Source organism: Rhizobium sp. BT03 (assembly GCF_030053155.1).
Classification (GTDB): Bacteria; Pseudomonadota; Alphaproteobacteria; order Rhizobiales; family Rhizobiaceae; genus Rhizobium.
In genome coordinates this window covers 198,450-211,487 of record NZ_CP125644.1, presented here as the reverse complement: position 1 = coordinate 211,487, position 13,038 = coordinate 198,450, and the positions used below count along the sequence as shown (strand labels likewise).

14 protein-coding genes are annotated in these 13,038 nt (G+C 62.3%); 2 read left to right on the top strand and 12 right to left on the bottom strand.

What is annotated here, in order from left to right:
- Positions 1 to 25: 25 nt before the first annotated feature.
- From QMO80_RS30555 to QMO80_RS30530, 6 genes are all read right to left on the bottom strand, one after another.
- Positions 26 to 1,051 (bottom strand): Gfo/Idh/MocA family oxidoreductase, encoded by a 1,026-nt coding sequence (locus QMO80_RS30555; RefSeq protein WP_283201300.1) that lies wholly within the window; start codon positions 1,049 to 1,051, stop codon positions 26 to 28.
- Positions 1,048 to 1,953: a sugar phosphate isomerase/epimerase family protein gene (locus QMO80_RS30550; RefSeq protein ID WP_283201299.1), complete on the bottom strand. Its 906-nt coding sequence runs from the start codon at positions 1,951 to 1,953 to the stop codon at positions 1,048 to 1,050. Before QMO80_RS30550 ends, QMO80_RS30555 begins: the two co-directional genes overlap by 4 nt.
- Positions 1,954 to 2,059: 106 nt before the next feature.
- Complete coding sequence (locus QMO80_RS30545; protein WP_283201541.1) at positions 2,060 to 2,881, bottom strand: ATP-binding cassette domain-containing protein; 822 nt, start codon at positions 2,879 to 2,881, stop codon at positions 2,060 to 2,062.
- A gap of 8 nt (positions 2,882 to 2,889) precedes the next feature.
- Positions 2,890 to 3,888, bottom strand: coding sequence for an ABC transporter permease (locus QMO80_RS30540; RefSeq protein ID WP_283201298.1), 999 nt, complete (start codon positions 3,886 to 3,888; stop codon positions 2,890 to 2,892).
- A 10-nt stretch (positions 3,889 to 3,898) separates the two neighbouring features.
- Positions 3,899 to 4,945: an ABC transporter permease gene (locus QMO80_RS30535; protein ID WP_283201297.1), complete on the bottom strand. Its 1,047-nt coding sequence runs from the start codon at positions 4,943 to 4,945 to the stop codon at positions 3,899 to 3,901.
- Positions 4,946 to 5,051: 106 nt separating this feature from the next.
- Positions 5,052 to 6,026, bottom strand: a complete 975-nt coding sequence (locus QMO80_RS30530; protein ID WP_283201296.1) for a sugar ABC transporter substrate-binding protein — start codon at positions 6,024 to 6,026, stop codon at positions 5,052 to 5,054.
- A gap of 158 nt (positions 6,027 to 6,184) precedes the next feature.
- Here QMO80_RS30530 and QMO80_RS30525 point away from each other — a divergent pair, with 158 nt between their 5' ends.
- Positions 6,185 to 7,219, top strand: a complete 1,035-nt coding sequence (locus QMO80_RS30525) for a LacI family DNA-binding transcriptional regulator (protein WP_071092373.1) — start codon at positions 6,185 to 6,187, stop codon at positions 7,217 to 7,219.
- 59 nt (positions 7,220 to 7,278) lie between these two features.
- Here the strand turns inward: QMO80_RS30525 and QMO80_RS30520 are convergent, their stop codons facing one another.
- The 6 genes from QMO80_RS30520 to QMO80_RS30495 form a co-directional block, all read right to left on the bottom strand.
- Positions 7,279 to 7,953: a 4-carboxy-4-hydroxy-2-oxoadipate aldolase/oxaloacetate decarboxylase gene (locus tag QMO80_RS30520; RefSeq protein WP_283201295.1), complete on the bottom strand. Its 675-nt coding sequence runs from the start codon at positions 7,951 to 7,953 to the stop codon at positions 7,279 to 7,281.
- Positions 7,954 to 8,041: 88 nt separating this feature from the next.
- Positions 8,042 to 8,878: an ABC transporter substrate-binding protein gene (locus QMO80_RS30515; protein ID WP_283201294.1), complete on the bottom strand. Its 837-nt coding sequence runs from the start codon at positions 8,876 to 8,878 to the stop codon at positions 8,042 to 8,044.
- Between the two features lie 31 nt (positions 8,879 to 8,909).
- Positions 8,910 to 9,674, bottom strand: a complete 765-nt coding sequence (locus QMO80_RS30510) for an amino acid ABC transporter ATP-binding protein (protein WP_283201293.1) — start codon at positions 9,672 to 9,674, stop codon at positions 8,910 to 8,912.
- On the bottom strand, positions 9,671 to 10,426 hold the full coding sequence (locus QMO80_RS30505) for an amino acid ABC transporter permease (RefSeq protein ID WP_283201292.1): 756 nt from the start codon (positions 10,424 to 10,426) through the stop codon (positions 9,671 to 9,673). The genes QMO80_RS30510 and QMO80_RS30505 overlap by 4 nt, the downstream gene beginning before the upstream one ends.
- Positions 10,423 to 11,130 (bottom strand): amino acid ABC transporter permease, encoded by a 708-nt coding sequence (locus QMO80_RS30500; RefSeq protein ID WP_283201291.1) that lies wholly within the window; start codon positions 11,128 to 11,130, stop codon positions 10,423 to 10,425. Before QMO80_RS30500 ends, QMO80_RS30505 begins: the two co-directional genes overlap by 4 nt.
- A complete protein-coding gene (locus QMO80_RS30495) occupies positions 11,127 to 11,900 on the bottom strand; it encodes an SDR family oxidoreductase (protein ID WP_283201290.1) in 774 nt (257 codons plus the stop codon). The genes QMO80_RS30500 and QMO80_RS30495 overlap by 4 nt, the downstream gene beginning before the upstream one ends.
- A 232-nt stretch (positions 11,901 to 12,132) precedes the next feature.
- Here QMO80_RS30495 and nac point away from each other — a divergent pair, with 232 nt between their 5' ends.
- Positions 12,133 to 13,038: a nitrogen assimilation transcriptional regulator NAC gene (gene nac / locus QMO80_RS30490; protein ID WP_168297744.1), complete on the top strand. Its 906-nt coding sequence runs from the start codon at positions 12,133 to 12,135 to the stop codon at positions 13,036 to 13,038.

Genomic DNA, 13,038 nt, shown 5'->3' with positions numbered 1-13,038 from the left:
ATTGCTCCTGAATTGGTCTATCTCGTCATTCCGCCGCCATGGCGGTCGGCGCTGCGTAAAGCTTGGGTTTCGGTATCATGTTGACGGGTTCGAGGCCGCCGCTGGTCACGGCTCTGAGAGCGGCATCGGCCACCAGCGTGGCCGCATAACCATCCCAGGTGGAAGGACCGCCGGCCGTGCCCTTGGAGGCGGCGACGATCCACTCCCGGAATTCCTGGTCGTAAGCTTCGATGAAGCGTTCGCGCCAATCCTCGGGGATCGCTTGACGAATGCCGCTCGAATCCGAGATCACGGTTGACGGGCGGTTCGGAAGGGCGGCGACACCCGCCTCGCAGCTGATCTCGCCGCGGATGTCGTAGCCATAGGCGATGTTCACCGAAATCTCGACGTCAACCAGCGCGCCCGAGGCCATGTGCAGAAGCACGAACACCGGATCGCGCAACGCGCCGCCGCGCGAGGAGCGGCGCGGCACACGCACCTCCACCCCGGTGACTTCGTCGGACAGGAGCCAGCGGGAAATATCGGCGTCATGCACCAGCGTGTCGTTCAGCGGCATCTCGGAGGTGTAGAGCCCTGCGGGAACCGAAGCATTGCGATGCACGGAATGAAACATTAGCGGTGCGCCGAGTCTCCCGCCGTCGATGACCGCCTTCAGGCGGCGATAATCGGCATCGAAACGGCGCATGAAACCCACCTGGACGAGCCGCCGGCCGAAGGCCGCTTCCGCCTCCATCACGCGGAGCGCGGCCGCCTCGGAGGTCACCAGCGGCTTTTCGCAGAACACCGGCTTGCCGGCGGCAATGCAAGCGAGCAGCTGCTCCTCATGGGCCGGCCCCCAGGAGCAGATGATCACGGCCTGCACCTTTTCCGAGGAGATCAGCGCCGAAGGGGTGGCGAACACCTCCGCTCCCGCGGGGGCGGCAGCGGCGGCGCGGGCCTGGTCGATATCGGTCACACCGACGATTTCGACTCCGGAAACGACGTTCGTCAGGCGGCGGATATGATCCTGACCGATCATACCGGTGCCGATGACGCCAACCTGAAGGGTCATTTCGCCCCCCAGTGCTTATCGATGTAACGCTGCATTTCGGAGCGCATGAAGGTGCCGCTCTGGTCCGCCTTGTCCTCCCAGGCGAAGACGCAGGCGGTCATGATGCCGTCGAAGCCGATCTCGGCGAGCGTGCCGAAGAACTCGTCCCAGGGAACCTCGCCCTGGCCGATATTGAGGTGCTGGTGCACCCGGGCATTGGTGCCGGGCGGATTGAGGATATAGCGAAGGCCGGATGAGGCTTTGTGGTTGAAGGTGTCGCCGACATGGACATGCGCCAGCACATCCTTCGCCTCGCGCAGCATCGCTTTGGTATCATCGCCGAAATAGAAGGTGTGCGGCGCGCAATAGAGGAACTTGACGCTCTTCGAATTGACCGTGCGGATAATGTCGAGCGCCGGCTGCAGCGTCTCGCACCAGTCTTCCGGATGCGGTTCGACATTGAGCTGGATGCCTTCGCGCTCGAAGATCGGCACCAGCTCCTCCATCGAGCGCCACCAGGCATCTTCGCAGGCCTCGATCATCGAGCCGGTGTGGCAACAATAGCAGGACCCCTTGTCGGGATGCGGGCCGCGGCCGAACTCGGAATTCATCGTGTCGACTTCCAGCTCGACCGCAATCTCGATGGCGCGCTTCCAGTGCTTGACGGCGGCCTGGCGTTCGGTCTCGTCGTTGGAAGCCCAGCGGTACATCGGCAGCAGCGAGGCGATGCCGACATCCGCCGCCTTCAGCGCGCGCTTCAATGATTTGATCCGCTCGGGAAAGACGCGCGGCGCCTTGAACCATTCGAGGAAATCTCCGCGCGGCGAGAGTTCGATCCAGTCGTAGCCGAGTTCCTTGACCTTCCCCGGCAAGTCCTCCAGCGAGAGATGCCGATGCATGAAGGGGTCGATTGCGATTTTCATTTTGACCTCCGGATTCCAGACATGATTTTCCTTCTCCGGCGGCGGTCTTTCTGCCGCTGCCGGATATTGTGTGCTTTGCGCTGTGCCGTTGTGGCGCCGTCAGCGGTTACTCGGCTGGCGGCGGGTGTCCCTCATGGCTTGCCATGTAAGTATCGATTTGAGCTTCGAGGCCCGCCATGGTTTCCCCGCCGGCCATCAGGTCGGTAATCTCCTCGCGGGTCTTCTCGCCTCGGCGGAAATCGGCGGCGATCGCCCCGCGGATGAGAACGGCGAAGTGGTCGCCCACCGCCATCGCATGCATGACCTGGTGGGTGATGAAGACCACCGCCAGGCCCCGCCGCTTCGCCTCGTTGACGATCCGCAGCACGTGTGCGGCCTGCTTGACGCCGAGAGCGGCCGTCGGTTCGTCGAGGATCAGCACGCGCGCGCCGAAATGCACGGCCCGGGCAATGGCGAGCGACTGGCGTTCGCCGCCCGAAAGCCCGCCGACGAGACGGTCGCCATCGTCGATCCGGGTGATGCCGAAATCCTGGACGGCCTTGACGGCAATCTCATTCGCCCTCCTGCGGTCGTAGACCTTGAACGGACCCCAGCCCTTGGTCGGTTCGACGCCGACGAAGAAGGAGCGGCCGATCGACATCAGCGGGAATGTGCCGCCGAACTGATGCACCGCCGAGATGCCCTTTTCCTGCGCATCGCGCGGCCCGCTGAATTCGACCGGATTGCCATCCATCAGGATGGTGCCGCGCGTCGGCTTGTGAACCCCGGCCAGCGTCTTGATCAGCGTCGACTTGCCGGCGCCGTTGTCGCCGAGCAGGCAGAGCACCTCGCCCGCACGGACCTTGAGCGAGATGTCGTGCAGCACGTCGATCGGGCCGAAGCTCTTGTCGACATTCTGGAGTTCAAGGATTGGAATATTGTCGGACATATCGACGCTCACTTCTTTTTCTTCGGCACGAAGCTCAAGGCCATCTGCCGGAACGTGTTGTTCATCAGAACGGCGGCCATCAGCATCACGCCGATAATCAGGTTGGACCAGTTGCGGTCGATGTCGGTGAAGTAGATGCCCTGGCTGACGACGGCGAAGGTCAGCGCGCCGAGAAAGATCCCGGCGACCGAGCCGAAGCCGCCCGTCAGCAGCACGCCGCCCACCACGATCGAGACGATCGTATTGAAGATGTAGTTCATGCCGCCCGAGACCTGCGCGGAATTGAACAGGATGGCGCCGCACATTCCGACGAAAGAGGCGGCGGTGGCCGAGAGAATGAAGAGGACGATCTTCAGCCGGTCGGTCGGAATGCCGGCATTGCGCGCGCTGACCTCGTCGCCGCCCATGGCGACGATCCAGTTGCCGTAACGCGTGGCGTGCAGCACGAAACCGAAGACCATCGTCAGCGCCAGCCACCACAGGATGATCACCTGGAATTTGCCCTGGATGAGGTCGCCGAACACCGTCTTGGCCCAGCCCGGCGCATTGAGCGGAACCGAAGCGGCCCCGGTCAGGATGACGGATCCGGCAAGCACGAGCCCCTGCACGGCAACCAGCGTGCCGAGTGTGATGATCAGCGAGGGCACGCTGGTGCGCACCGCCAGCAAACCATTGATCAGCCCCACGACAATGCCGATGGCGAGCACGCCAAGCATACCGATGACGATCGGCAGTTCGTAATAGCCGGACAGGATCGCGATCGTCATCGAGCCTGCCGGGATCATCGCGCCGATCGAGATATCGAGCTCACCTGCTATCATCAGAAGGCCGACAGGCAGGGCGACGATACCGAGATTGGCGGCGAAATTGACCCAGCTTGCCGCGCCGAAGAGCGCGCCGAGGCTGACGCCGCCGAAAGCGACGTAGAAGGCGATCACCGCGACGAAGCTCAACACGGCGCCGAATTCCGGGCGGCGTACAAAGTGTCCTATGGAAAAGCCGTTCATCTCTCCGCCCTCACTTCTTCTTTTTCGCGGCATAAGACATCGCCATCAGCCGGAACTTGTCATTCATCATCACGGCAAGCAGCAGGAGCGCGCCGATGATGACGCTGCCGAGGTTCGGGTCTATGCCGGTGAAATAAATGCCCTGATTGACGATCGCGAAGGTGAGCGTGCCAAGGACGATGCCCACCACCGATCCGGCGCCCCCCGTCAGCAGCACGCCGCCGATGACCACGCACATGATCGAATTGAAGATGAAGGATTGCCCGCCGAGCACCTGCGCGCTTTGGTAGACGAGCACCTGGCTGACGCCGACGAAGGCGGCGGAAAAGCCCGACAGCATGTAGAGCGCGATGGTGAGCTTTTCCGTCGGAATGCCGGCGTTGCGGGCCGAGACCTTGTCGCCGCCGAGAGCGAAAATCCAGTTGCCCACCGGCGAAATGTGCAGCAGGCAGAAGAACGCCGCCGCAAACAGCACCCACCAGAAGATCGTCACCTGGAACATGCCGCCGATGAAGTCGCCGAGGATTGCTTTGACGGCCGGATTTGGCACCAGCGATACGCCGGTGCTGCCGGCGATCAGCACGGTGAAGCCCAGCGTCAGCCCCATGACGGCGAACATCGAACCGATGGTGACGATCAGGGACGGGACGCGGGTGCGGTTGACGAGATAACCGTTGAAAAATCCGACGAGGAGCCCGACACCGAGGCCGGCGGATATCCCGACGATTTCGGGAAGGCCGTAATGACCTGATATGATCGCCACCGTCAGCGATGATGCCGGGATGACCGCGCCGATCGAGAGGTCCATTTCGCCTGCGATCATCAGGAGCCCGATCGGCAGCGCGACGATGCCGATCTCGGCCGCGACATTCAGCCAGCTCGCATAGCCCGCAGCGGACAGGAACACCTTGCCGCCCAGCAGGGCGAAGAAGACGAACACCGCAATCAAGCCCAGCAGCGAGCCCGCTTCGGGCCGCCGCGAAAGCTGACCGATGGTCGCTTTGGCATGGCCGCCCGAAGCAGCCGACGGGGCGAGGACATCGTTTCTCGCGTTCATTTGACACCACCAATAAAGCCGCGTGACCGGTAACGGTCGGCGCTTTTGAAAGAATGGAAGCTGCCTGCGTGAGGGACAGGCAGCTTCACGACGTTGGGCCGATCCCTTACCGGGCGCCGGCTTTCACGCCTGCCATAGTGGCATCGACGTTCGAGGCGTCGATGACGCCGGGGCCGGTCAGGATTTCCCGGGTCGGCACGGTGAGGCCGTAATTGACATTGCTGTTCAGGATCGAGACCGCCAGGTAGCCCTGCAGGTAACCCTGCTGGTCGATCGCGCAAAGCTGGCTGCCGCTCTTGATGTTGTTCAGGACGGTTTCATCCATATTCATGCCGCAGACCTTGACCTGGCCCTGCTTGCCGGCCTGCGTTACGCCGTTGACCGCGGAGTTCGTGTCGACGTTGCCGATCGCGAAGACCGCTTTGATCTCCGGATGCTGCAGCAGATGCGCCTTGAGGGCCTGCGCCACGGCGGTCGCCGAACCGAATGAGGTTGCCGGCAGCGGCAGCGACGAACCGGTGCCGCCGCCTTCGGTCACACCATCGGTCATGCCTTTGCAGAAAGCTTCGATGTTTGCCGCACCCGGCAGCGTGTTGAGGCAGACGGCATTCTTCAGATCATGCTTGGCGAAGTAGCTGCCCGCGGCCTTGCCGGAGAGATAGTCGTTGGAGCCGACATAGTTCATCGCACCGAGGCGATCGGCGGCTTCGATGCCGCCGGCATTGTAGATGACCAGCGGAATTTTCTTGTCGACGACGGCTTTGAAGGCAGGATCCATGGCTTCCGGCACCCAGTCCGGACCGACGATCGCATCGGCGCCCTGGTCGATGGCCTGGCGGATCAGCTCGGCCGCGTCGACGCCGAGATTGTCGTAGTTCTGCGGCCCGAGCCAGACGACCTTGCCGCCCTGGGCTTCTGCGACCTTGCCGGCATCCTCGGCGCCACGCTTGACGATCGACCAGAACGGATCGTCCGGCTTGCCGCCCACGACGAAGATGTTGGCGGCCATAACGGCTGTTGCGGCGCAAGTCATGATCGCGACAGCCGACACGGTTGCCGCGAAGCGGCGAAATTTAGTCATCTCAATTCCTCCCATGGCCCGCCTCCCTGGCGTGGCCGTGAAGAGAAACATATCACCGCTTGAAATTCTCGAAATGTGAAATCATACTAAACATGCATAAAGTATCACAGAGTATCAATCATAATGATACGAACGTTCTGACGGCGGAGGGAACATTCATGCGGCGGCCGACCATCTCCGACCTTGCCAAGGAGGCCGATGTCTCCATTGCCACCGTCAATCGGATTCTGGCCGGCACCGCCTCCGTCAAAGGCACGACCGTGCAGCGGGTCCAGGCCGCCGCGGAGCGGATCGGCTTTTACGGCGCCGGCGCGATCGAGGACCGGCTGCGCAAGTCGGCGCCGAAATACCGACTTGGCTTTCTGCTGCAGCAATCCAGCCGCGAGCTCTATCAGCTCTTCGGCAAGAAAATCGTCGAGGCATGCCGCGCCAGGCGCGATGAGGTCATCGACCCGGTGGTCGATTTCGTCGATCTCCTGACGCCGGAGAATATTGCCGGCCGGCTCAAGGCTCTCGGCGCAAATTGTGACGCCGTCGCCGTGGTCGCTGCCGATCACCCGGTGATCGCCCAGGCCATCCGCGAGCTGCACGAGAAGGGCAAGCCTGTTATCGCCTATATTACCGACCAATCCGCCCGCGAACGGGCCGCTTATGTCGGGGCCGACAATTGGAAAATGGGGCGGACGGCGGCATGGCTGATCTCGAACATGACCCACGGACCGGGGCGGATCGCCGTCTTCATCGGCAACCACCGTTACCAATGTCAGGACGTCTCCGATGCAAGCTTCCGCTCCTATGTGCGCGAACATGCGCCGCATCTGACCATCGAGGACAGTCGCCCCACGCATGAAGAGCCGAACGAGGCCTACCGGATGGTCAAGGAACTGTTGGCGACGACGGATGACCTCACCGGCATCCTGATTGTCGGCGGCGGCATCTCCGGGGTCTTGCGGGCGCTGAGAGAAGTGCCGCAGGAGCGGCGCCGAAGCATCCGCCTCGTCTGCCGGGATATCGGCCCGGAGACGCGAAAAGGCCTGTCAGAGGGGATGATTACCGCGGCTCTCTGTCATCCGCTGGAACAGACGTCTGCGGCGCTGGTCGAGACGATGATCGAAACGATCACGCAGGGTGCGTCGGGCGGCACGATTCAGCGGACCATTACCTTCGAAATCGTGACGCCTGAGAATATCTGAGCCCGCGACCGGAACGCCGGCGCGGGCTGAGAATTGAGAATAAGGCGATCTCTATCGTCTCAGATGTCGACGACAAGGCCCTTGGCTTTCAGCACCGGCGCCAGATTGCTGACCTCGATGACCGATTTGCCCGCCTTGTAGGCGGCGATATAGGCGGCTTCGGCATCTTCGCGAGCCTGCGAAAGCCGGGCGGCTTCCTGCGCTTCCTGCCTGCGGACCACCACCAGTCCGTCGGCGTCGCCGACAATGATGTCGCCGGGATTGATTGTTTCGCCGCCGACGATGATCGGGTCGTTCACCGCGGCAATGGTTTCCTTCACCGTGCCCTTGATGCAGACGCTGAGCGAGAAGACGGGGAAACCGAGTTCTCTGAGCTGCAGCGTGTCGCGCACGCCGGTGTCAGTGACGAGACCGCCGATGCCTTTGGCAAGGCAGGCATTGGCGAGCACATCGCCGAAGGATCCGGCTTCCTCGTACTCGCCCGCCGAGACAACGATGATATCGCCGGGCTTCGCGTAGTTGATGGCGAGCTGCAGCATGATGTTGTCGCGCGGCGCGCATTTGACCGTAAAGGCCGGACCGCACAGTTTCATGCGGTAGTCGACGGGCTTGAGGCGCGAGGAAAGCGCGCCGCGGCGTCCCTGGGCCTCGTGGATCGTCGCCGGCGAAAATTTCGAAACGGCCTCGATGTCAGCTTTGCTGGGCCGTTCAGCGATGTCTTTTATATGAATCATGGGTGCCTCACATCGTTGGTAGACGGCGGGCAAATCCCGCCGTCTTATCTCGGTTGAATGTCTTCGGGAGGTTCCGAGACCGGTCGGTCTACGGGATCGGGTCGAATTTCAGCTGCGCGAGCGGCACGACTTTGTCGGTGCGGGTCATCTTGTACTCGGTGTTCGGGCCGAGCCACTTGTCCCAGATCTTGTTGATCTCGCCTGAGGCGTCGAGCTTGTGCAGGATCTCGTTGATCTTGGCGGTCAGCGCCGGTTGATCCTTGGCCATGCCGATGCCGATCGGCTGATAGAGCATCGGCTCCTCGATCATCCGCATTTCCTTGCCCTTGCTCTTCGATTCATTGACGAACTTGGTCGTCGTCATGGTGTTGGCGACCATGCCGCGCGCCTTGCCCTGCTGGACGGCGAGGTAGGCCGAGGCGGTATCCTGAAAGGTCAGCGGGTCGGATTTGTTCAGCTTGATCGACATTTCCGAGGTCGAGCCCTTGGTCGAGGCGATGCGCTGGCCGGCGTAATCGGCCTTTGACTTGCCGGCATCGTCGGCCGGCACGATCAGCATCTCCTTGGCGAGATAATAGGGATCGCTGAACTGGATCTGCTCGGCGCGGCTCAGCGTATAGGCAAGGTTGGCGACGGTGATGTCGACGCGGCCGAGCTTGACCTCCGGCACGCGGGCTTCGACCGAAACCGGCTTGATCTCGGCCTTGACGCCCAATTCCTTGGCGATGGCGCCGCAGAGATCGACGTCGAAGCCGGCCATTTCGCGGGTCTTCGGATCCGGCGAAGCGAAGGGGGGAACGTCGGCGAACGTCGCGCAGCGCAGGGTCTTGGCCGACATGATGGTGTCGAGCTGATCGGCTTTCGCGGGCAAGGCGGCTGCCAGGCCGGCAAATGCGACGGTGAGGCTTAGGTATTTCCAGTTCATTGCTGTTCTCCTTTGTTTTTGATCGTTGGTATCAGTGCCTCAGATCAGCGAGGAAACGCTGAGCCCGGGGATGGCGCGGATTGCTGAAGAATTCGTCTGGGGTCGCCGTTTCGATGATCTGGCCGGCATCGATGAACCAGATCCGGTCGGCGACATCGCGCGCGAAACCCATTTCGTGGGTGACGCAGAGCATGGTCATGCCTTCGGAGGCCAGGCTCTTCATGACCGCGAGCACTTCACCGACCATTTCGGGATCGAGCGCGCTCGTCGGTTCGTCGAACAGCATCACCGGCGGTTCCATGGCAAGCGCGCGGGCGATCGCCACTCGCTGCTGCTGGCCGCCCGACAACTGGCCGGGATAGGCGCGGGCCTTGTCGGCAAGGCCGACCCGGTCGAGGAGCTTGAGGGCCTTTTCATGCGCGACATCGGCCGCTACGCCCTTCACCCGGATCGGCGACATCGAGACGTTTTCGGCCACCGAGAGATGCGGAAACAGGTTGAAGTTCTGGAATACGAAGCCGATCCGGCTGCGCATCGCGTTGAGTGCCTTTGCCCGCATGGCGGCGTGAATATTTTGCCCGTCGAGCGTGATCGATCCGCTGTTGATCTCCTCGAGGCGATTGATCGTGCGGATCAGTGTGGATTTTCCCGAACCGGAAGGTCCGCAGATGACCACGACTTCGCCGCGCGCCACCTCAGCGTCGATGTTCTTCAGAACCGGATAGTCGCCATAGCTCTTGCAGACCTGCGAAAGCCGGATCGTCTGCGATTCCTGCGTTGAAACGGACATGGTCATAGCTGCTCCGATACGATTTTCGACGGCGTGACCACGGCGGCGGGGGCATTGAGAAGTCCCGCACGCCGCCGCGTGATGCGCCGCTCGAGGCGATTGGCGAAGTAGGTCAGCGTCCAGCAGATGATGAAGTAGACGATCGCCAGGATGAGGAAGACCTGGAAGGGCTGCGTCAGCAGTTGGTTGTTGACCTGGCTTGCCGCAAAGGTCAGGTCGGGCACGTTGATCACATAGCCGAGCGTCGTATCCTTGATCGTTGAGACGAAGGTGGAGAGAATGCTCGGGATCATGTTGTAGAGCGCCTGCGGCAGGATGATGAAGCGCATCGCGCCCATATAGCCGTGGCCAAGCGCCCGCGCCGCATCCATCTGGCCCGGCCCGAGCGCGACGATGCCGGCGCGGACGACCTCGCTCAGGAACGCGCTCTGATAGATCACGAGGGTCGTCAGCATGGTGACGAAGCTCGGCACATCGGCGCCGGTCAGGAGCGGAACCAGGAAATAGCTCCACAGGATCAGCATCAACAGCGGCACGCCCCTGGTGAAATAGACAAGTGCCGTCACCGGCCAGCGCAGCAGCCTGGATTTGGAGAGCCGCGCCATTGCGAACAGGATGCTGGCGGGAAAAGCGAGAATGATGCTGAGCGCCGAGAGGATCAGCGTATTGGCGAGCCCGCCGAGCGGTCCATTCGGGTATTGGCCGATCAGGAGCAGCAGCCAGTAGTCGCGGACGATGGCGATCATGTCCTGGATCATGCGCGCGCACTCCTGGCAGGATCGGCGCGCATCGACAGATAGGCGCCGATGCTCATGATCACGAGCGAGAAGAAGAGGTAGAGAACCGTGCCGATCAGGTAGATCTCGAAGGTGCGGAAGCTGAGGTTTTCGATTTCCTTGACGGCATGGGTCAGTTCCGACGCGCCGATGACGACGGCGAGACTGCTGTTCTTGAACAGCGAGACGCTGTGATTGATGAGCGGCGGCAGCGCGTTGCGCACGCCCTGCGGCATGATGACGAACCGCATCGCCGAGACGTAACCGTGGCCGAGAGCCCGGGCTGCCTCCATCTGGCCGGGACCGACCGAGCGCACGCCCGAACGAAGATCTTCGCTGAAATAGGCCGCCTGGCAGAGCCCGAGCCCGATCACCGCGAAGATCGCCTCGGCATTATGGCTGGCGAGCCAGGTCGCCACCCCGTTCGGCATCAGGGTGAAAATCCCGAAATACCACAGCATCAGCTGAACCAGGGTGGGGACGTTACGGTGGTAGGATACGTAAGCGGCGACCAACGGATCGCCGAAGCGGAAGGGCGACAGGCGCACGGCCAGCAGCAGAAGTGCGAGCGCCATCGCCAGCGTCCAGGACCCGGCATAGATGATGAAGGTCATCTGGATGCCATGCAGCAGCATGGCGGCATATTCGGGATTCCCCAGGATTGCCGAAAGGTCGAAGCCGCTCACGAGCCTGGCTCCCCGGATGGATCCGTCTTCGGCTGCGGCCTTGCTGTCTGCAGGCCGCCCATGACCTGCAGTGTCGGCGTGATCTCCATATGTCCGATGTTGACGGCGACGGGAGCCGATATGGCAAAGGCGATGGCGTCGGCGATATCGGCTGCTTCAGGCAGTTCGAAACCGTCGATGAACCGTTCCCGGATGCTGGGGTCATCGCCGTGAACGTGATGGAAAATATCCGTGGCGACGCGGCCGGGGCAGATTTCCGTCACCCGCACCCGCTTGCCGAACGCGTCGATGCGCAGCTGGTTCGACAGCATGCTCACGCCGGCCTTGGTGGCGTGATAGGAGGAGTTGCCGCCGAAATTATAGGCGCCGGCGATCGACGAGATGTTGATGACATGGCCGCGGTCGCGCGCCACCATGCCCGGCACCACCAGGCGGCAGATATGCAGGACTGCCCTGAGATTGACGTCGACGATGAGATCGATATCGCCCTCGTCGGCGTCCAGGAACTTCTTCGGCCGGTCGACGCCGGCATTGTTGACGAGAATGTCGAATTCCACCCGGCCGGCGAGCTCGGCGATCGCCGGGCGGTCGGTCACATCAATGGCATGGGCGATGCAGCCCGTACGTTCTGCCAACTGCTGCAGTGCCTCTGCGCTGCGGGCGACGGCATGGACTTCGATGTTCTCCCGGCGAAGCCGCTCAACCACGGCTGCGCCGATTCCGGAGGAGGCGCCGGTCACCAGTGCGGTCTTGTAGTCGGAGAATGGCATTGTCGTTCCCTTGTGGTTGATTGAGACAGTAGCGAAGCTTTAACCCCTTGCCTAAGACCGATTATCTCTGGAGCAATAAGCAACGGTTATGGAGCCGGCGCGGTCTGCCGAAGAAGAGAAAGCGGCGATGCCGGTATTCTCTCGCGGCCCCGCTTCAGGCCGCGCCGCGTTGCAAAAGCAAGGCGCCTCTGCAAACATGCCATCCGCAGATCAGAATGGTACCCCGATCCCCATGGACATCAGACGCCTCAAATCCTTCATCGTGATCGTCGACAGCGGCAGCATCACACGAGCGGCGGATCTCTTGCATATCGCCCAGCCGGCTCTCAGCCAGCAGCTTGCGGCGCTGGAAGAGCATTTCGGCCACAAGCTGCTGATCCGCAGCCAGCAGGGCGTCAGCATGACCGATGCCGGGCATGCGGTATATCGCCATGCGCAGATCATCCTTCGGCAAATGGAGCAGGCCCAAGCCGATGCGTCCGCCGCCGGCAATTCGCTTGCCGGGCGCGTCTCGGTCGGCCTGGTGCCGTTCAGCAGTGCTGCGACGCTCTCCGTCGATCTCCTGGCGGAAACGCGGAAACGGCATCCCGGCATCCTGTTGCACCTGACCGAAAGCGTCGGCCAGACCTACAGCCAGATGATCATGAACGGCCGGCTGGAGATGGCGCTTCTGCATGGAACCGGGCCGATCAAGGGCGTGCGCTTCGAACCGATCCTCAGTGAAGAGTTTTTCCTGGTCGCGCATCGCGACTTTGCGATCGAAGCGGATGCGAAACCCGTTGCGGTCAACACTCTCGACGGAATACCGCTGCTGCTGCCACCCGCCTATAATTTCGTCCGGCGTGCGGTCGATACCGCTTTCACCCGCACGCGCACCAATTTGAAGGTCGTGGCTGAAGTCGAAATCGTGCGCACGCTCGCCCGCGCGGTCGGCAGCGGTCTCGGCGCGACGATCATGCCGAAAGCGATTGCCGATCGCATCGTCTCGGAATCGAGCGAGCCGCTGATCTGCCGGCTCGTCTCGCCCAGGATCGAGGAAACGCTGTCGCTTTGCGTTTCCGACCAGAACCCGCTGTCGGAACCGGCGCTTGCCGTCCGAGATATCCTTCTCGAACTGACGGCGCGGCTGAAGGGTTAA

What these genes read in the sequence shown, in the direction of transcription:
- QMO80_RS30555 (WP_283201300.1), bottom strand. Translation starts at nt 1,051, where the DNA reads ATGACCCTTCAGGTTGGCGTCATCGGCACCGGTATGATCGGTCAGGAT.
- QMO80_RS30550 (WP_283201299.1), bottom strand. Translation starts at nt 1,953, where the DNA reads ATGAAAATCGCAATCGACCCCTTCATGCATCGGCATCTCTCGCTGGAG.
- QMO80_RS30545 (WP_283201541.1), bottom strand. Translation starts at nt 2,881, where the DNA reads ATGTCCGACAATATTCCAATCCTTGAACTCCAGAATGTCGACAAGAGC.
- QMO80_RS30540 (WP_283201298.1), bottom strand. Translation starts at nt 3,888, where the DNA reads ATGAACGGCTTTTCCATAGGACACTTTGTACGCCGCCCGGAATTCGGC.
- QMO80_RS30535 (WP_283201297.1), bottom strand. Translation starts at nt 4,945, where the DNA reads ATGAACGCGAGAAACGATGTCCTCGCCCCGTCGGCTGCTTCGGGCGGC.
- QMO80_RS30530 (WP_283201296.1), bottom strand. Translation starts at nt 6,026, where the DNA reads ATGACTAAATTTCGCCGCTTCGCGGCAACCGTGTCGGCTGTCGCGATC.
- QMO80_RS30525 (WP_071092373.1), top strand. Translation starts at nt 6,185, where the DNA reads ATGCGGCGGCCGACCATCTCCGACCTTGCCAAGGAGGCCGATGTCTCC.
- QMO80_RS30520 (WP_283201295.1), bottom strand. Translation starts at nt 7,953, where the DNA reads ATGATTCATATAAAAGACATCGCTGAACGGCCCAGCAAAGCTGACATC.
- QMO80_RS30515 (WP_283201294.1), bottom strand. Translation starts at nt 8,878, where the DNA reads ATGAACTGGAAATACCTAAGCCTCACCGTCGCATTTGCCGGCCTGGCA.
- QMO80_RS30510 (WP_283201293.1), bottom strand. Translation starts at nt 9,674, where the DNA reads ATGACCATGTCCGTTTCAACGCAGGAATCGCAGACGATCCGGCTTTCG.
- QMO80_RS30505 (WP_283201292.1), bottom strand. Translation starts at nt 10,426, where the DNA reads ATGATCCAGGACATGATCGCCATCGTCCGCGACTACTGGCTGCTGCTC.
- QMO80_RS30495 (WP_283201290.1), bottom strand. Translation starts at nt 11,900, where the DNA reads ATGCCATTCTCCGACTACAAGACCGCACTGGTGACCGGCGCCTCCTCC.
- nac (WP_168297744.1), top strand. Translation starts at nt 12,133, where the DNA reads ATGGACATCAGACGCCTCAAATCCTTCATCGTGATCGTCGACAGCGGC.